Genomic DNA, 18935 nt, shown 5'->3' with positions numbered 1-18935 from the left:
GCTTCTCGCAGACAAGAAAAAGCCCGCTTGCGCGGGCTTTTTCATTGCGTGGCGCACAGGTGTGCGCCCGCGATCAGAACGTCTCGTCGGCCGACAGATAGCGCCATTGACCCTGCGGCAGTGCGCCGAGCATCACGCGGCCCATCCGGACGCGCTTCAGGCCGATCACGTCGAGGCCCACCAGCTCGCACATGCGACGGATCTGGCGCTTCTTGCCTTCGCGCAACACGAAGCGCAACTGCTCGCCGTTCTGCCAGCTCACCATCGCGGGCTTCAGCGCGACGCCGTCGAGCTCGAGGCCGTGGCGCAGCTTCGCGAGCGATTCCGCGGGGAAGTGCTGGTCGATGTCGATGAGCCGTTCGCCGAAGCGCACGCGCACCAGGTACTCCTTGTCGATGTCCGACTGCTCGCCGATCAGCTGCTTCGCGATCACGCCGTTTTGCGTCAGCACGAGCAGGCCGGTCGAATCGATGTCCAGGCGGCCGGCCGGTGCGAGGGCGTGCAGATGCTGCGGCGAGAAGCGCACCGGCGAATGGTCGCCGCTCCAGCGGTTCGCGCGCGTGATCAGCACGGCCGCGGGCTCGTAGCCGTCTTCCGCCTGGCCGGACACGTAGCCGACCGGCTTGTGCAGCAGGATCGTCACTTGCGCGGCCTGCGCGGCGCTCGCGCGTTCGTCGATCTCGATCTTCTGGTCCGCGCGGACCTTGGTGCCGAGCGTGTCGATGCGTTCGCCGTCGACGAGCACCCAGCCCTTTTCGATCCATTCGTCGGCTTCGCGGCGCGAGCACATGCCGAGCTCGGACATCCGTTTCGACAGGCGCATCAGGCCCGATTCATCGCCGTAGTCAACGTCGGCGGCGGCGCGCTTGACCGGTTGCGCGGTCTTGACCGCACCGAACGAGCGGCGCTCGCCGTCGCGTGCGGGGCGGGCCGGGCGGTCGCCGAAGCTGCGCTTCGCACCTTCGCCGGCAGGCTTGTCGCGATACGACGGGCGCTTGCCGTCGTCAGCGCCTGCGCGGCGCGGGCGGGCATCGTCATCACGGCGCGGCGGGCGATCGGACGACGTGCGGCGGTCGCCAAAGCTGCGCTTCGCGCCTTCGCCGGCTGCCTTGTCGCGATACGGTGCGCGTGCGCTGCCTTCACTGGAGCCTGCGCGACGCGGACGTGCATCGTCATCACGGCGCGGCGGGCGATCGGACGACGTGCGGCGGTCGCCGAAGCTGCGCTTCGCACCTTCGCCGGATGCGTTGTCGCGATACGACGGGCGCTTGCCGTCTTCAGCGCCTGCGCGGCGCGGGCGGGCGTCGTCATCGCGGCGCGGCGGGCGATCGGACGACGTGCGGCGGTCGCCAAAGCTGCGTTTTGCGCCTTCACCGGATGCGTTGTCGCGATAAGGCGTGCGTGCGCCGCCTTCGCCCCCTGCACGACGCGGCCGTGCGTCGTCGTCGCGGCGCGGCGGACGATCCGACGACGTGCGGCGGTCGCCGAAGCTGCGCTTCGCGCCTTCACCGCCTGCGTTGTCGCGATACGGCGCGCGTGCGCCGCCTTCGCCACCTGCACGACGCGGCCGCGCATCGTCATCGCGGCGCGGCGGACGATCCGACGACGTGCGGCGGTCGCCGAAGCTGCGCTTCGCGCCTTCACCGCCCGCGTTGTCGCGATACGGCGCGCGTGCACCGCCTTCGCCACCTGCACGACGCGGCCGCGCGTCGTCATCACGCCGCGGCGGACGGTCCGACGACGTACGGCGGTCGCCGAAGCTGCGCTTCGCGCCTTCCCCGGCCGCGTTGTCGCGATAAGGGGCGCGCGTGCCGCGTTCCGCACCGCCGTCACGCGGTGCACGCTTGGCCGGTGCGCGATCGGCGCCGGGGCGCTCGGCGCCCGCGGCAGCGCGCGGCTTGAACGTGCGTTCGCCGGCGCCGGCCGGGGGCGCCTTCTTCGGGCGGGCCGGCTTGTCCCCGGCGGGAGGCGTGGCGGGACGCACCGCCTTGCGGGCGACGAGGCTGCCGGAGCGGACAGGGGCGCGGGTCGGCGACGCCGGCTTCGGATTCTTGACGGTTAATTTGGTGCGCATAAACGCTGGAATTCATTCAGACTGCGATCGCACGCAGCAATTCGGTTTCGAGCTGGATCTGCAGGCGGTTGTCGGACAGGCCGGCACCCGCGAGCAGGAAAATGTCCTCGACGCGTTCGCCGAGCGTATTGATCCGCGCCGCGTGGACGCCGATCCGATGCTCGGCGAGTACGCGCGCGATCGAATAGAGAAGGCCCGGCCGGTCGTTGGCCGACACGGACAGGATGTAGTACTGGCCGCGCTCGTCGGCCCGCAGGTCGACGCGCGGCGTGATCGGAAACGTCCGGGACAGCCTCGACAGGCGGCCCTTGGACGGCTCCGGCAGCGGTGCGGTTTCGGTGAGCCGCGACGCGAGTTGCTGCTCGACGAGATTCGCGATGTCGCGATACCGCACGTCACTTTCGGTCTGCGTGACGATGAAGTTGTCGAGCGCATAGCCGTGCCGCGTCGTGCTGACCCGTGCGTCGAGCACCGACAGCCCGTTGCGGTCGAAATACGCGCAGATGCCCGCGAACAGGTCCGGACGATCCTTCACGTACACGAGCACCTGCAGCGCGTCGCCGATCGGCGACGGCCGCGCGCGGACGATCGCGGTTTCGGCATTCACGTGCCGGTACAGCACGCGTGTCTGCCACGCGATGTCGGCCGCGTCGTGACGCAGGAAGAAGCCGACATCGAGCTGGTCCCACAGCGCGCGATGCGCGTCGTCGGGCACGGTCTCGAGACGCAGTAGCGCGAGCGCCTGCTCCTGCCGCGACTTCAGCTCCGAATGCGCGTCGGGATTGGCCCCGCCGAGCACCGCGAGCGTGATGCGGTACAGGTCCTCGAGCAGCTTGCCCTTCCACGTGTTCCACACCTTCGGGCTCGTGCCGCGGATATCGGCGACGGTCAGCAGGTACAGCGCGGTGAGGTACCGCTCGTTGCCGACGACTTCGGCGAAGCGCTTGATGACTTCGGGGTCGCTCGTGTCCTGCTTCTGCGCGACCTGGCTCATCGTCAGGTGATGCTGGACGAGCCACACGATCAGCGCCGCATCGTCGCCGGCGATGCCGTGCTCGCGGCAGAAGCGCCGCGCATCGGCCATCCCGAGCGTCGAGTGATCGCCGCCGCGGCCCTTCGCGATGTCGTGGAACAGCGCCGCGACATACAGCACCCACGGGCGCTCGAAGTTGCCGATCAGCTGGCTGCAGAACGGATATTCGTGCGCGTGCTCGGCCACCGCGAAGCGGCGGATGTTGCGCAACACCATCAGGATGTGCTGGTCGACCGTGTACACGTGGTACAGGTCGTGCTGCATCTGGCCGACGATGCGGCGGAAGTTCAGCAGGTAGCGGCCGAGCACGCTCGTCTGGTTCATCAACCGGAACGCGTGCGTGATCCCTTCGGGTTGCTGAAGGATCCGCATGAATGTGTCGCGGTTCTGCGGATCGCGGCGCCACGTGTTGTTCATGATCTCGCGCGAGTTGTACAGCGCGCGCAACGTGCGGGCGGACAGGCCCTTCACGCCACGGGTCGTCTCGTACAGCAGGAACGCTTCGAGGATCGCGTCGGGGTGGCGTTCGAACACGCCGTCGTCGACGATCTCGAGCATGCCCTGCTTCTCGACGAAGCGGTCGGGCGACAGCACGCGCGTGATGCCGCTCGTCGCGGGGAAGAGCTGCGCCTCGATGTTCTGGATCAGGATCGTCGCGAGCTGCGTGACGGCTTTCGCGGCCCAGTAATAGCGGCGCATCAGCTGTTCGCTCGCGCGCTTGGCCTGCGTCGCCTGATAGCCGAAGCTCTCGGCGGCCTGCGTCTGCAGGTCGAACACGAGCATGTCCTGGCGGCGGCCGGCGATCACGTGCAGCCGCGCGCGCAGCGTCTTCAGGAAACCTTCGTTGCGGCGCAGCTCGCGCGCCTCGCGATCGGAGATGAGACCACGCGTGTCGAGCTCGCGCCAGCTGCTGCCGAAACCGGCCGCGCGCGCGATCCACAGGATCGTCTGCAGGTCGCGCAAGCCGCCGGGGCTTTCCTTCACGTTCGGCTCGAGGCTGTACGGCGTGTCCTGGAACTTCGCGTGGCGCTGGCGCATCTCGAGCACCTTCGCGGTGAAGAACGCGCGGGCGTCGAGCGCCTCGTGGTAGCGCACCGTGAAGCGTTCGAACAGCGCGGTGCTGCCGACGATGCGGCGCGCTTCCAGCAGCGAGGTCTGCACCGTGACGTCCTGCGACGCCTCCTCGATGCACTGCGCGACCGTGCGCACGCTGCTGCCGATCTCGAGGCCGAGATCCCACGCCATGCCGATGAAGCGCTCGATGCGCGCGTCGAGTGCCGGATCGTGCGCATCGGGCAGCAGCACGAGGATGTCGACGTCGGAATAGGGCGCGAGCTCGCCGCGCCCGTAGCCGCCGACGGCGACGAGCGCGAGCGTCGCGGGCAGCCCGCAGTCGTCCCACACGCGCTTCAGCGCTTCGTCGGTGAGTTTCGACAGCGCGTGCATCAGCGAAGCGACGTTCGCCGCGCGGCGAAAGCGCTCGAGCATCTCCGCCTTGGCGGCCTTGAATTCGGCGCGCCGCGACAGCGCTTCGGGCGAGGGGGCAGCGTGAGCGCTCATGGGCGGCCGTTCAGGTGCGGGTGGGGCGGGCTGGCGCGACGGCGCTCAGACGGCGGCGGCTGGTTGTGAGAATACCGGGCGCGCCGGCGTGCCGGCCGATACGGTCAGCACTTCGTAGCCGGTTTCGGTGACGAGCACCGTGTGCTCCCACTGCGCCGACAGGCTGCGGTCGCGCGTCTTGACCGTCCACTGGTCGGGCATCGTGCGGATGTCACGCTTGCCGGCGTTGATCATCGGCTCGATCGTGAAGATCATCCCGGCCTTCAGTTCGATGCCGGTGCCCGGGCGGCCATAGTGGACGACCTGCGGATCTTCGTGGAACACCGTGCCGATGCCGTGGCCGCAGTATTCGCGCACGACGCTGTAGCCCTGCGCTTCCGCGTGCTTCTGGATCGCGTAGCCGATGTCGCCGAGGTGTGCGCCCGGCTTGACCTGGTCGATGCCGAGCCACATGCATTCGTAGGTGGTCTGCACGAGGCGCTTCGCGAGGATCGAACCCTCGCCGACGATGAACATGCGGCTCGTGTCGCCGAAGTAGCCGTTCTTGATCACGGTGATGTCGATGTTCAGCGCATCGCCGTTCTTGATCACCTTCTCGCCGGGAATGCCGTGGCAGATCACGTCGTTGACCGAAATGCAGGTGGCCTTCGGGTACGGCGGGTAGCCGGGCGGCTGGTAGTTCAGCGGTGCCGGGATCGTGCCCTGTTCGTTGAGCATGAACTCGTGGCAGAGGCGGTCGAGTTCGGCGGTCGTCACGCCCGCGACGACGTGCGGCGTGATGAAGTCGAGCACTTCGCTCGCGAGACGGCAGGCGACGCGCATCTCGGCGATATCGTGTTCGTTTTTGAGCGTAATAGCCATCGAGGTATGCCTGGAATGCGGTGAATTGACGGATTATCGCACCTTCTGGCAGGCCTCGCAGCCCCTGCCGGGGGTGCGGATCCGGGTTTTCGCGGATTGTCCGGCCGGCTGCCGCGCGGCAGGCGAAAGTGGTGAGCGACTTGAGGGCGGACAAATCGGCGTGCTATACTCTTTGGCTAAGTCGATATCCAATTGCCGAGCTTGCCCCATGTTGGGGCGGCATCGCGGATGGAAGGCTTGCGGCACGGGCGTTTGCACGTGTCGAATCGCAAGCCGGCGCAACCAGGGTGCCGGCCGCGCGGAATTCGCGCCCTTCGGGGTGGGATCGCGCGGCGGTACGGCGGCCGGCTTAAGACCCAACCCTCGTGGAGAATTTACATGGCAGTTACGATGCGCCAAATGCTGGAAGCGGGTGTCCACTTCGGTCACCAGACGCGCTTCTGGAACCCGAAGATGGCTCCGTTCATTTTCGGTCACCGCAACAAGATTCACATCATCAACCTCGAAAAGACGCTGCCGATGTTCACGGACGCACAGAAGTACGTGCGCCAGCTGGCAGCGAACCGCGGCACGATCCTGTTCGTCGGCACGAAGCGTCAATCGCGTGACACGATCGCCCAGGAAGCGCAGCGCGCAGGCATGCCGTACGTCAATGCACGCTGGCTCGGCGGCATGATGACCAACTTCAAGACGCTGAAGGTATCGATCAAGCGCCTGAAGGACATGGAAGCGGCCGTCGAATCGGGCGAAACCGAGAAGATGAGCAAGAAGGAAGCGCTGCTGTTCGAACGCGAAATCGCCAAGCTGCAAAAGTCGATCGGCGGCGTGAAGGACATGGGCGGCATTCCGGACGCGATCTTCGTCGTCGACGTCGGCTATCACAAGATTGCTGTCACGGAAGCGAACAAGCTGGGCGTGCCGGTCATCGCCGTGGTCGATACGAACCACTCGCCGGAAGGTGTGGATTACGTGATCCCGGGTAACGACGACTCGAGCAAGGCAGTCGCGCTGTACGCTGAAGGCGTGGCCGATGCGATCCTCGAAGGCCGTGCGAACGCGGTCAACGAAGTGGTCCAGGCCGCACGCGGCGACGACGAGTACGTCGAGGAAAACGCGTAACTGGCCCCGAGCCGGCGCAAAAAGGGGGCTCTCAACAGGCCCCCTTTTTTTAAGCTTGTGCGCCGGACCTGATCGCGCCGAATCGGCGCGGGTCCGGAAACGAATCTCGGCCGTTCGCGTCCAAGCGGGCGGCGTTGTGAATACAGACTCAAGGAGCGAATGATGGCGGCAATTACCGCAAGCATGGTGGCAGAACTGCGCGCAAAGACCGACGCACCGATGATGGAGTGCAAGAAGGCGCTGACGGAAGCCGACGGCGATCTGGCCAAGGCTGAAGAGCTGCTGCGCGTCAAGCTCGGCAACAAGGCGAGCAAGGCGGCATCGCGCGTGACGGCAGAAGGCGTCGTCGCCTCGTTCGTCGGCGGCAACGCAGGCTCGCTGGTCGAACTGAACTGCGAAACCGACTTCGTCGCGAAGAACGACGACTTCCTCGCATTCTCGAAGACGGTTGCAGAACTCGTCGCGACGCAAAACCCGGCTGACGTGGCTGCGCTGTCGGCGCTGCCGCTCGAAGGCTCGACGGTCGACGCAGTGCGTCTGGCGCTGGTCGGCAAGATCGGCGAGAACGTCTCGATCCGCCGTTTCGTCCGTTTCGAAACCGCAAACAAGATCGCAACGTACCTGCACGGCGCGCGTATCGGCGTGATCGTCGAGTACACGGGCGCGGACGAGCAGGTCGGCAAGGACGTCGCGATGCACATCGCGGCAATGAAGCCGGTCGCGCTGTCGTCGGCTGACGTGCCGGCGGAACTGATCGAGACGGAGCGCCGCGTGGCCGAGCAGAAGGCTGCGGAATCGGGCAAGCCGGCTGAAATCGTCGCGAAGATGGTCGACGGTAGCGTCCAGAAGTACCTGAAGGAAGTGTCGCTGCTGAACCAGACGTTCGTGAAGAACGACAAGCAGACGATCGAGCAGATGCTGAAGGCAGCGGATGCCGCAGTGCAGAAGTTCGCACTGTTCGTCGTCGGCGAAGGCATCGAGAAGCGCCAGGACGACTTCGCCGCCGAAGTGGCCGCGCAAGTCGCAGCAGCAAAGCAGCAGTAAGCCGTAAGCAGTCAGGCAGTATCCGCGGCGGGCGTCCGCTCCGCCGCGGTCGGCGCCGCCGCCGGCCGGCCGGGAAACCCGGTCCGACCGTCGGCGCTTGCCCGAATCAGTATTTCGCCCCTACAGTTCGTGGTTGTCATCCTCTCGTCGCTCGGAAGCCCCTATGTCCAATGCCTATAAACGCGTCCTCCTCAAACTCTCCGGCGAAGCGCTGATGGGCGACGATGCCTTCGGCATCAATCGCGCGACGATCGAACGGATGGTGGCCGATATCGCCGAAGTCGTGCGTCTCGGTACGCAGCTCGCGGTCGTGATCGGTGGCGGTAATATTTTCCGTGGTGTCGCGGGTGGCGCGGCCGGCATGGATCGCGCGACGGCAGACTACATGGGGATGCTCGCGACGATGATGAACGCGCTGGCGCTGCAGGACGCGATGCGCCACGCCGGCATCGAGGCGCGTGTGCAGTCCGCGCTGCGGATGGACCAGGTCGTCGAGCCGTACATCCGGCCCCGCGCGATCCGCCAGCTCGAGGAAGGCCGCGTCGTGATCTTCGCGGCCGGTACGGGCAACCCGTTCTTCACGACGGACACGGCCGCCGCGCTGCGCGGTTCGGAAGTGGGCGCCGAGGTCGTATTGAAGGCGACCAAGGTCGATGGCGTATATTCTGCCGATCCGAAGAAGGATCCGTCGGCCACGCGTTACACGACGATCACTTTCGACGAGGCGATCAGCCGCAACCTGCAGGTGATGGACGCGACGGCCTTTGCGCTGTGCCGCGACCAGAAGCTGCCGATTCGCGTGTTTTCGATCAACAAGCCGGGCGCGCTCAAGCGCATCGTGCTGGGCGAGGACGAAGGTACGCTCGTCCACGTGTAAACTCCCGCGGATGCGGGCCATCGGCCGCGGCGCACCCGATGCGCCGGGCAGGGCCCGTGTTCTTTGAAGGTTAGAAGGTTCGGAGGTTGAAATGAGTGTCGCTGATACCAAGAAGGGCGTCGAGCAAAAGATGCAGCGCTCGATCGAAGCGTTCAAGAACGATCTGGCAAAGATCCGTACGGGCCGTGCACACACCGGTCTGCTCGATCACGTGCAGGTCGACTACTACGGCTCGATGGTGCCGATCTCGCAGGTCGCCAACCTGACGCTCGTCGATGCGCGCACGATCGGCGTGCAGCCGTGGGAAAAGAACATGGTCGCTAAGGTCGAGAAGGCCATTCGCGAAGCCGACCTGGGCCTGAACCCGGCCACCGCCGGCGACCTGATCCGCGTGCCGATGCCCGCGCTGACGGAAGAGCGCCGCCGCGAGCTGACCAAGGTCGTCAAGAGCGAAGGCGAAACGGCCAAGGTCGCGATCCGCAACCTGCGCCGCGACGCGAACGAAGCGCTCAAGAAGCTCGTGAAGGACAAGGAAATCTCGGAAGACGACGAGCGCCGCGCGAGCGACGACGTGCAGAAGCTGACCGACAAGCACGTTGCCGAAATCGACAAGCTCGTGCAGAGCAAGGAAGCCGAGATCATGACGGTCTGACGACCGTCCTCGCGCGCCGCCTTCTTCCCGCATTACTGTCTCAACGGCCATGACCTATACCAGCTCTACCGTTCGCGTGCCTGACGTCGGCGTCGTGCCGCGTCACATCGCGATCATCATGGACGGCAACGGCCGTTGGGCGACCGAACGCCGCTTGCCGCGCGTCGCGGGGCACACCCGCGGCGTCGATGCCGTGCGGGCGGTGGTCGAAGGCTGCGCGCGCGCCGGCGTCGAATACCTGACGCTGTTCGCGTTCAGTTCGGAGAACTGGCGCCGTCCGAACGACGAAGTGTCGTTCCTGATGCGCCTCTTCATCACCGCGCTCGAGCGCGAGGTCGGCAAGCTTCACGCGAACGGGATCCGCCTGCGTGTCGTCGGTGATCTCGACCGCTTCGAGCCGCGCATCCGCGAGCTGATTCGCCGCGCCGAAACCAAGACGGCGCGCAATACCCGTCTTACGCTCACCATCGCGGCCAACTACGGCGGCCGGTGGGACATCCTGCAGGCGACGAAGAAGCTCGTCGAGCAGGCCGTGCGCGAGGGTCGCGAGGTCGAAGTGACCGAGGACGCGTTCGCGCCGCACCTGGCGATGGCCTATGCGCCGGAGCCCGATCTCTTCATTCGTACCGGTGGCGAGCAGCGCGTCAGCAACTTCCTGCTGTGGCAACTCGCGTACGCCGAATTCTATTTCACCGACAAATACTGGCCGGATTTCGACGGCGCGGCGCTGGCCGACGCCATCGCGTCGTATACGGAGCGCGAACGCCGTTTCGGCCGCACGAGCGCACAGCTCGAACCGCAATCGCAGAACGCCGACTCCCTTTCATGCTGAAAACCCGTGTGATCACGGCGATCGTGATGCTGGCGGTCCTGCTGCCGGTGACGCTGTTCGCGCCGCTCACCGCGTTCGGCGCGCTGATCGGCGTCGTGCTCGTGTTTGCCGCGTGGGAATGGGCGCGCCTGCTCAAGCTCGGCGGCGCCGGCCCGGTCGTCTATGCAGTCGTCGCGGCCCTGGCGCTCGCGGCAACGGCGCCGCTCGGCGTCGATGCGGCTTCGTCCCGTCCCCTTTTCATGGCGGCCGGCGTGTTCTGGCTGCTGGTCGGCCCGTTCACGCTGCGGCGCAAGCCCCAGCTCGCGGGCGGCGTTTGGCGGCCGTTCCTGCTGGCAGCCGGCCTCGTGGTCTTTGCGGCCTGCTGGCATGCGCTCGTCGCGGCGCGTGCGCAGGGCGTGCCGTTCGTGCTGTCGCTGCTTCTGGTCGTCTGGCTCGCCGATATCGGCGCATACTTCGCGGGCAAGGCCTTCGGAAAGCGTAAACTGGCCATCACGATCAGCCCCGGCAAGAGCTGGGAGGGCGCGATCGGCGGCTGGCTCGCCGTGATGGTCGTCGCCGGTGTCGCGATGGCCGTGCATGCGTTCGAGCCGACCCTGTTTTCCGCGTTCGCCGTGCGCTACGGGATGCCCGGCGCGTGGGCCGCACTGACGCTGCTGGTCGCATACAGCGTGATCGGCGACCTGTTCGAGTCGTTGCTGAAGCGGCAGGCGGGCGTGAAGGATTCGAGCGGACTGCTGCCAGGCCATGGCGGCGTGCTCGACCGTGTCGACGCGCTGCTGCCGGTGCTGCCGCTCGCGATGCTGCTGCTTGGTTAAACCACTCATTCTTTTATGCAAAAACGTCTGACATTGCTCGGTTCCACGGGCTCGATCGGAGACAGCACGCTCGACGTGGTCGCGCGCCATCCCGAGCGCTTCTCGGTCTATGCGCTGACCGCACACCGCAACGGCGACAAGCTGGTCGAGCAATGCTTGCGCTTCGCGCCCGAAGTGGCGGTGGTCGGCGATGCCGAGACGGCCGCGCACGTCGACGCGAAACTGCGCGCGGCGAGCAGCAAGACGACCGTGCTGCACGGGCCGCAGGCGCTCGTCGACGTGTCGAAGAGCGATGGCTGCGACACGGTGGTCGCGGCGATCGTCGGTGCGGCCGGCATGGCGCCGAGCCTCGCGGCCGCGCGCGCCGGCAAGCGCATCCTGCTCGCGAACAAGGAAGCGCTGGTGATGTCGGGCGCGATCTTCATGGACGCCGTGCGCGACCATGGCGCGATCCTGCTGCCGGTCGACAGCGAACACAACGCGATCTTCCAGTGCATGCCGCGCGACGCGGCCGAGCATGGCGGGATCTCGAAGATCATCCTGACCGCGTCGGGCGGCCCGTTCCGCACGCGCGAACCGGCCACGCTCGTCGATGTGACGCCGGACGAGGCGTGCAAGCACCCGAACTGGGTGATGGGCCGCAAGATCTCGGTCGATTCCGCGACGATGATGAACAAGGGCCTCGAGGTGATCGAGGCGCACTGGATCTTCGGGCTGCCGGGCGAGCGCATCGACGTGCTGATCCACCCGCAGAGCGTGATCCATTCGCTCGTGTCGTATCGCGACGGCTCGGTGCTCGCGCAGCTCGGCAACCCCGACATGCGCACGCCGATCGCGCACGCGCTCGCGTTCCCCGAGCGTGTCGATGCGGGCGTCGAACAACTCGATCTCGCGCAAATTGCCCAGCTGTCGTTCGAGAAGCCCGATTACGCGCGCTTCCCGTGCCTCGCGCTCGCGCTGAAGGCGCTTGAGGAAGGCGGCATCGCAAGCGCCGCATTGAACGCGGCGAACGAAGTCGCGGTCGAAGCGTTTCTCGAGCGCCGCATCGGCTTCATGGCGATTGCGGCGACGGTCGACGCCGTGCTCAACACGCTGCCGAACCGTACGCCCGACGGGCTCGAGGACGTCCTGGCGGCGGATGCCGAGGCACGCCGCCTCGCCGCCGAGATCATTGCGAAAGCGCCTGCGCCACGCGTGGAGCGTACTGTCTGAATGGGGTGCTCATGAACGTGCTGGTCGAACTGATCGCGTTTGCGGTGGCGATCGGGGTGCTGGTCGTCGTGCATGAGTACGGACACTATCGCGTCGCGCGCTGGTGCGGCGTGAAGGTGCTGCGTTTCTCGATCGGCTTCGGCCAGCCCGTCGCGCGCTGGGTCAGCCGCAGGACGGGCACCGAGTGGACGCTGTCGGCACTGCCGCTCGGCGGCTACGTGAAGATGCTCGACGAGCGTGATCCCGGCCCCGGCATCGCGCCCGAGGAGCTCGGCCAGGCGTTCAACCGGCAGTCCGTCTACAAGCGCATCGCGATCGTTGCAGCCGGGCCGATTGCCAACTTCCTGTTGGCAATCGTGCTGTTTTCCGTCGTATTCGCCACCGGCGTAACCGAGCCGGCCGCGATCGTCGCACCGCCGGCCGCCGGCACGGTGGCGGCGCGCGCGGGCTTCGACGGCAGCGAGAAGATCGTGTCGATCCGCAACGCGCAGGGCGGCGAGGCCGAGCCGGTGCGGTCGTGGTCGGACCTGCGCTGGAAGCTGCTGGCCGCTGCATTCGATCACCGCGAGATCGTGCTCGGCGCACGCGACGGCAACACGACGTTCGATTTCCGCGTCGACCTCCGCCATGTTCCCGAAAGTCAGCTCGACGACGATTTCATGGCCCATCTGGGCTTCGAGACCGGCGGCGGCACGCTGTCGGTCGCGTCGGTGCAGCCCGGCAGCGCGGCGGAGCAGGCCGGCCTGAAGTCCGGCGACAAGCTGGTCGCGCTCGACGGCAAGCCGATCGGCGGCGCGTCGCGCTTCATCGATTTCGTGAAACACCATGCGGGCAAGCCGCTCGAGCTGCAGATCGAGCGCGACGGCGCCGCGCAGACGGTGTCGATCGTGCCGCAGATGCAGCGCGACGACGAGTCGGGGCAGCAGGTCGGCCGGATCGGCGCGGCGCTGTCGATGCATGCGCCGTCCGTCGACGTGCGATATGGGCCGATCGAAAGCCTGCAGCTCGGCGCGCACCGTACGTGGGACATCTCCGTGTATTCGCTGAAGATGTTCGGGCGCATGATCACGGGCAACGCGTCGCTGAAGAACCTGTCCGGCCCGGTGACGATCGCCGACTACGCGGGCAAGAGTGCGCGGCTCGGTCCGTCGGCGTTCCTGTCGTTCCTCGCCCTTGTCAGCATTAGCCTTGGCGTCCTGAACTTGTTGCCGATTCCCGTTTTGGACGGGGGGCATCTGTTATATTATGCGGTTGAAGCCGCGACCGGGAAAGCCGTCTCGGAGCGCTGGCAGCTGATTCTGCAAAGAGCCGGGTTGATCTGCATCGTCGCATTGTCGGCGATCGCGCTGTTCAACGATCTGGCTCGGTTAATCCATTTCTGAAGCGTCAGGCGGCCGCCGCTGGGTAGCCGCCTGATTTGATGCAGCTAAATATTGGGGATGCATGTTGTTCAAACCTCATCGCTTTGTACCTAAGACAGTTGCAGCGGCCGCGCTCGCCGCGCACGGCCTCGCGGCCCATGCAGCGGCACCGTTCGTGGTGCAAGACATCAAGATCGAGGGGCTGCAGCGCGTCGAAGCGGGTTCGGTGTTCGCCTACCTGCCGATCAAGCAGGGCGATACCTTCACGGACGACAAGGCATCCGAAGCAATCCGCGCGCTGTACGCGACGGGCTTCTTCAACGACGTACGCATCGCCACGCAGGGCAACGTCGTGATCGTGCAGGTGCAGGAGCGTCCGGCCATCGCGTCGATCGACTTCACCGGCACGAAGGAGTTCGACAAGGACAACCTGACGAAGGCGCTGCGCGCAGTCGGCCTCGCCGACGGCCGCTACTACGACAAGGCGCTCGTCGACAAGGCGGAGCAGGAACTCAAGCGCCAGTACCTCACGCGCGGCTTCTACGCGGCCGAGGTCAAGACGACGGTCACGCCGGTCGACGCGAACCGCGTGTCGATCCTGTTCGCGGTGGCCGAAGGTCCGAGTGCGAAGATCCGCCAGATCAACTTCATCGGCAACAAGGCATTCAGCACCAGCACGCTGCGCGACGAAATGCAGCTGTCGACGCCGAACTGGTTCTCCTGGTACACGAAGAACGACCTGTACTCGAAGGAAAAGCTCACCGGCGACCTCGAGGCGGTGCGCTCGTACTACCTGAACCGCGGCTATCTCGAGTTCAACATCGATTCGACCCAGGTGTCGATCTCGCCCGACAAGAAGGACATGTACCTGACGGTCACGCTGCACGAAGGCGAGCCGTACACGGTGTCGGGCATCAAGCTGTCGGGCAACCTGCTCGATCGCGAAGCCGAACTCAACAAGCTGATCAAGATCAAGCCGGGCGATCGCTTCTCGGCCGAAAAGCTGCAACAGACCACCAAGTCGATCGTCGACAAGCTCGGTGAGTACGGCTACGCATTCGCGACCGTCAACGCGCAGCCGGACATCGACCAGGCGAACCACAAGGTGAACCTGAACCTCGTCGTCGATCCGAGCCGCCGCGTGTACGTGCGCCGCATCAACGTCGTCGGCAACACGCGCACGCGCGACGAAGTGGTGCGCCGCGAAATGCGCCAGCTCGAAAGCTCGTGGTTCGATTCGAACCGCCTCGCGCTGTCGAAGGATCGCGTGAACCGTCTCGGCTACTTCACCAACGTCGACGTGACGACGCTGCCGGTCGAAGGCACGAATGACCAGGTCGACGTGAACGTGAAGGTCGACGAAAAGCCGACCGGCGCGATCACGCTGGGCGCCGGCTTCTCGTCGACGGACAAGGTCGTGCTGTCGGCGGGCGTGTCGCAGGACAACGTGTTCGGTTCGGGTACCAGCCTGTCGGTGAACGTCAACACCGCGAAGAGCTACCGTACGCTGACCGTCACGCAGGTCGACCCGTACTTCACGGTCGACGGCATCAAGCGGATCACGGACGTCTACTACCGCACGTACCAGCCGCTCTACTATTCGACGAGCTCGAGCTTCCGGATCATCAGTGCGGGCGGCAACCTGAAGTTCGGCATCCCGTTCTCGGAAGTCGACACGGTCTACTTCGGCGCGGGCTTCGAGCAGAACCGTCTCTCCGTCGATTCGAACACGCCGCAGAGCTACCAGGCTTACGTGAACGAGTTCGGCCGCGTGTCGAACACGGTGCCGCTGACGGTCGCGTGGTCGCGCGACGCGCGTGACAGCGCGCTGATTCCGAGCCGCGGCTACTTCACGCAGGCGAACATGGAGTACGGCGTGCCGGTCGGCAAGATCCAGTACTACAAGGCTGACCTGCAGGCCCAGTACTACTATTCGTTCTCGCGCGGCTTCATCCTGGGCCTGAACCTGCAGGGCGGCTACGGTAACGGTATCGGCAACCCGTACCCGATCTTCAAGAACTACTACGCGGGCGGTATCGGCTCCGTGCGTGGCTACGAGCCGAGCTCGCTGGGCCCGCGCGACACGAAGACGAACGACCCGATCGGCGGTTCGAAGATGGTCGTCGGCAACATCGAGCTGACGTTCCCGCTGCCGGGCACGGGCTACGACCGCACGCTGCGCGTATTCACGTTCCTCGACGGCGGTAACGTGTGGGGCAACGCGCCGGGCGGCACGAGTACGGGCGCCAACGGCCTGCGTTACGGCTACGGTGTGGGTCTCGCGTGGATCTCGCCGATCGGCCCGCTGAAGCTGAGCCTCGGGTTCCCGCTGCAGAAGCATGAAGGCGACCAGTACCAGAAATTCCAGTTCCAGATCGGGACGGCGTTCTGACCGAACGCATGACAACAGCAACGAGAGGGTAATTTTGCTAACCGGTAAGTTTTCGAAACGAGTGATGTGCGCGCTGACCGTTGCGCTGGCCTTGGGCGCGGCAACGGTGCACGCACAGGACGTCGCCCGCATCGCGGCGGTCAATTCGGATCGGATCCTGCGCGAGTCGGTGCCCGCGAAGGCGGCGCAGACGAAGCTCGAAGCCGAGTTCGCGAAGCGCGACAAGGATCTGCAGGATCTGGCGGCGCGCCTGAAGTCGATGTCCGATTCGCTGGACAAGAACGGCGCGTCGCTGTCGGCGGGCGACCGCGCGCAGAAGCAGCGCGATCTCGCCCAGCTCGATACCGACTTCCAGCGCAAGCAGCGCGAGTTCCGCGAAGACCTGAACCAGCGCCGCAACGAGGAGCTGGCGGCCGTGCTCGAGCGGGCGAACAAGGTCATCAAGCAGATCGCCGAGCAGCAGAATTACGACCTGATCGTGCAGGAAGCCGTGTACGTCAGCCCGCGCATCGACATCACCGACAAGGTGCTCAAGGCGCTCGCGTCCGGCTCGACGAACTGAACGGAGCAGACGACGAATGGCATTGACGCTTGAGGAACTCGTAAAGCGGTTCGGCGGCGAGATCGCCGGCGACGCACAGTGCAAGGTGGGCGGGCTCGCACCGCTCGACCAGGCAGGCCCGCAGCAACTCGCGTTCCTCGCGAATCCGAAGTACCTGTCGCAGGTCGAGTCGACCCGCGCCGGCGCGGTGCTGATCGCGCCGAAGGATCTGGAAAAGCTGGGCGCGGCCGCAAGCGGTCGCAACTTCATCGTGACGCCGAATCCGTACGCGTACTTCGCGCGCGTCGCGCAGATGTTCATCGATCTCGCCACGCCGCAGCGCGCCGCCGGCGTGCATCCGAGCGCGACGATCGATCCGGCCGCGCAGGTCGCCGCGAGCGCGGTGATCGGCCCGCACGTGACGGTCGAGGCCGGTGCGGTGATCGAGGACGGCGTGCAGCTCGACGCGAACGTCTTCATCGGCCGCGGCACGACGATCGGCGCGGGCTCGCACCTGTATCCGAACGCGTCGGTGTACCACGGCTGCAAGGTCGGCCCGCGTGCGATCATCCATGCGGGCGCCGTGATCGGCTCCGACGGCTTCGGCTTTGCGCCGGATTTCGTCGGCGACGGCGATGCGCGCACCGGTAGCTGGGTCAAGATCCCGCAGGTCGGCGGCGTCACGATCGGCCCGGACGTCGAGATCGGCGCGAACACGACGATCGATCGCGGCGCGATGGCGGATACCGTCATCGACGAATGCGTGAAGATCGACAACCAGGTGCAGATCGGCCACAACTGCCGGATCGGCGCCTACACGGTGATCGCCGGCAGCGCCGGGATCGCGGGCAGCACGACGATCGGCCGCCACTGCATGATCGGCGGCGCGGCCGGGATCGCCGGCCACGTGACGCTCGGCGACTATGTCATCATCACCGCGAAGTCGGGCGTATCGAAGTCGCTGCCGAAGGCCGGCATCTATACCAGCGCGTTCCCGGCCGTCGACCACGGCGAATGGAACAAGAGCGCCGCGCTCGTGCGCAACCTCGACAAGCTGCGCGAGCGCATCAAGGCGCTCGAAGCCGCGCTCGCCGCCCAGGGCGGCACGGACGCCTGAGCGCATCATGCGAGACCTCGAACCGGGTACGGCCAGCGCAACCGGCCCGGTTTGCCAGACTGGGCCGCACGCCGGCCCGCTTCAGCCTTTGCATCACCACCGCGCAGCCTCTGCGTGAGACGAACCATCATGAGCACTGAAAAAATCAATCTCGACATCCACAAGATCCTCACGCTGCTGCCGCATCGCTACCCGATTCTGCTCGTCGATCGCGTGCTCGAACTCGAACCGCACAAGGGCATCAAAGCGCTGAAGAACGTGTCGATCAACGAGCCGTACTTCCAGGGGCATTTCCCGAAGCGGCCGGTGATGCCGGGCGTGCTGATCCTCGAAGCGCTCGCGCAGGCCGCGGCGCTGCTGACCTTCTCGGAAGAGCAGCCGAAGGATCCGGAGAACACGCTGTACTACTTCGTCGGGATCGACGGCGCGCGCTTCAAGCGTCCGGTCGAGCCGGGCGACCAACTGATTCTGAACGTGACGTTCGAACGCTACATCCGCGGCATCTGGAAGTTCAAGGCGGTGGCGGAAGTGGACGGCAAGGTGGCGGCGGAAGCCGAACTGATGTGCACGGTCAAGACGACCGACGTGGCGCCCTGAGCGACGCGGCACGGACAGGCAACGCAACGCGACACATCACATCGAGAGGCAACGGCGCATGACCAGGATTCATCCCACCGCGATTGTCGAACCGGGCGCGCAGATCGACGAATCGGTCGAGATCGGCCCGTACGCGATCGTCGGTCCGCACGTCACGATCGGCGCGCGTACGACGATCGGCTCGCACAGCGTGATCGAAGGCCATACGACGCTCGGCGAGGACAACCGCATCGGCCATTACGCGTCGGTCGGTGGTCGTCCGCAGGACATGAAGTACAAGGACGAGCCGACGAAGCTCGTGATCGGCAGCCGCAACACGATCCGCGAATTCACGACGATCCACACGGGCACCGTGCAGGACGTCGGCGTGACGACGCTCGGTGACGACAACTGGATCATGGCCTATGTGCACATCGGTCATGACTGCACCGTCGGCAACCACGTGATCCTGTCGAGCAACGCACAGATGGCCGGCCACGTCGAGATCGGCGACTGGGCGATCATCGGCGGGATGTCGGGCGTCCACCAGTTCGTGCGCATCGGCGCGCACTCGATGCTGGGCGGCGCGTCGGCGCTCGTGCAGGACATTCCGCCGTTCGTGATCGCGGCCGGCAACAAGGCCGAGCCGCACGGGATCAACGTCGAAGGGCTGCGCCGGCGCGGTTTCTCGCCCGACGCGATCTCCGCGCTGCGCAGCGCATACCGCCTGCTGTACAAGAACGGCCTGTCGCTCGAGGAAGCGAAAGTGCAGCTGCGCGAGCTGGCGGCGGCGGGCGGCGAGGGCGACGCACCCGTGAAGGCGCTCGTCGAGTTCATCGACGCGTCGCAACGCGGCATCATTCGCTAAG

General features: G+C 66.1%; 16 protein-coding genes. 13 read left to right on the top strand and 3 right to left on the bottom strand.

Annotated features, from left to right (window positions below; all coding sequences use genetic code 11):
* Positions 1-73 precede the first annotated feature (73 nt).
* Genes CFB40_RS11130 through map form a run of 3 tightly spaced genes read right to left on the bottom strand, consistent with a single transcriptional unit; the run spans position 74 to position 5528 of the window.
* Positions 74-2074: a pseudouridine synthase gene (locus tag CFB40_RS11130; RefSeq protein ID WP_089431234.1), complete on the bottom strand. Its 2001-nt coding sequence runs from the start codon at positions 2072-2074 to the stop codon at positions 74-76.
* A 16-nt stretch (positions 2075-2090) separates the two neighbouring features.
* Positions 2091-4667: a [protein-PII] uridylyltransferase gene (locus CFB40_RS11125; RefSeq protein WP_089425690.1), complete on the bottom strand. Its 2577-nt coding sequence runs from the start codon at positions 4665-4667 to the stop codon at positions 2091-2093.
* Between the two features lie 45 nt (positions 4668-4712).
* A complete protein-coding gene (map, locus tag CFB40_RS11120; protein WP_089425689.1) occupies positions 4713-5528 on the bottom strand; it encodes a type I methionyl aminopeptidase in 816 nt (271 codons plus the stop codon).
* A 378-nt stretch (positions 5529-5906) separates the two neighbouring features.
* Between map and rpsB the strand changes: the two genes are divergently transcribed.
* The 13 genes from rpsB (at position 5907) to lpxA (ending at position 18934) form a co-directional block, all read left to right on the top strand.
* Positions 5907-6647: a 30S ribosomal protein S2 gene (rpsB, locus tag CFB40_RS11110; protein ID WP_011352461.1), complete on the top strand. Its 741-nt coding sequence runs from the start codon at positions 5907-5909 to the stop codon at positions 6645-6647.
* 162 nt (positions 6648-6809) lie between these two features.
* Positions 6810-7691 (top strand): translation elongation factor Ts, encoded by an 882-nt coding sequence (gene tsf, locus CFB40_RS11105; RefSeq protein ID WP_089425944.1) that lies wholly within the window; start codon positions 6810-6812, stop codon positions 7689-7691.
* Between the two features lie 163 nt (positions 7692-7854).
* A complete protein-coding gene (gene pyrH, locus CFB40_RS11100; RefSeq protein WP_011352459.1) occupies positions 7855-8568 on the top strand; it encodes a UMP kinase in 714 nt (237 codons plus the stop codon).
* Positions 8569-8659: 91 nt separating this feature from the next.
* Entirely contained in the window at positions 8660-9220 is a 561-nt protein-coding gene (gene frr, locus CFB40_RS11095; RefSeq protein WP_039342717.1) for a ribosome recycling factor, read from the top strand.
* A gap of 49 nt (positions 9221-9269) precedes the next feature.
* Complete coding sequence (gene uppS, locus CFB40_RS11090; protein WP_048248626.1) at positions 9270-10052, top strand: polyprenyl diphosphate synthase; 783 nt, start codon at positions 9270-9272, stop codon at positions 10050-10052.
* On the top strand, positions 10046-10867 hold the full coding sequence (locus tag CFB40_RS11085; RefSeq protein ID WP_089425688.1) for a phosphatidate cytidylyltransferase: 822 nt from the start codon (positions 10046-10048) through the stop codon (positions 10865-10867). Before uppS ends, CFB40_RS11085 begins: the two co-directional genes overlap by 7 nt.
* A 15-nt stretch (positions 10868-10882) precedes the next feature.
* The gene (locus CFB40_RS11080; protein WP_089431233.1) at positions 10883-12079 is read left to right on the top strand and encodes a 1-deoxy-D-xylulose-5-phosphate reductoisomerase; all 1197 of its coding nucleotides are present in this window, start codon (positions 10883-10885) and stop codon (positions 12077-12079) included.
* An 11-nt stretch (positions 12080-12090) separates the two neighbouring features.
* Positions 12091-13461: an RIP metalloprotease RseP gene (gene rseP / locus CFB40_RS11075; protein WP_089425686.1), complete on the top strand. Its 1371-nt coding sequence runs from the start codon at positions 12091-12093 to the stop codon at positions 13459-13461.
* 61 nt (positions 13462-13522) lie between these two features.
* A complete protein-coding gene (gene bamA, locus CFB40_RS11070) occupies positions 13523-15832 on the top strand; it encodes an outer membrane protein assembly factor BamA (protein WP_089425685.1) in 2310 nt (769 codons plus the stop codon).
* A 64-nt stretch (positions 15833-15896) separates the two neighbouring features.
* Positions 15897-16394: an OmpH family outer membrane protein gene (locus CFB40_RS11065; protein ID WP_174972625.1), complete on the top strand. Its 498-nt coding sequence runs from the start codon at positions 15897-15899 to the stop codon at positions 16392-16394.
* 16 nt (positions 16395-16410) lie between these two features.
* A complete protein-coding gene (lpxD, locus tag CFB40_RS11060; protein ID WP_089431232.1) occupies positions 16411-17490 on the top strand; it encodes a UDP-3-O-(3-hydroxymyristoyl)glucosamine N-acyltransferase in 1080 nt (359 codons plus the stop codon).
* A 129-nt stretch (positions 17491-17619) separates the two neighbouring features.
* Complete coding sequence (gene fabZ, locus CFB40_RS11055; RefSeq protein WP_011352450.1) at positions 17620-18087, top strand: 3-hydroxyacyl-ACP dehydratase FabZ; 468 nt, start codon at positions 17620-17622, stop codon at positions 18085-18087.
* Between the two features lie 58 nt (positions 18088-18145).
* Complete coding sequence (lpxA, locus tag CFB40_RS11050; protein WP_089431231.1) at positions 18146-18934, top strand: acyl-ACP--UDP-N-acetylglucosamine O-acyltransferase; 789 nt, start codon at positions 18146-18148, stop codon at positions 18932-18934.
* Position 18935 lies beyond the last annotated feature (1 nt).

The sequence above is a fragment of the Burkholderia sp. AU31652 genome, from assembly GCF_002223155.1.
GTDB lineage: Bacteria > Pseudomonadota > Gammaproteobacteria > Burkholderiales > Burkholderiaceae > Burkholderia.
This window is presented reverse-complemented; position numbering and strand designations above follow the sequence as displayed.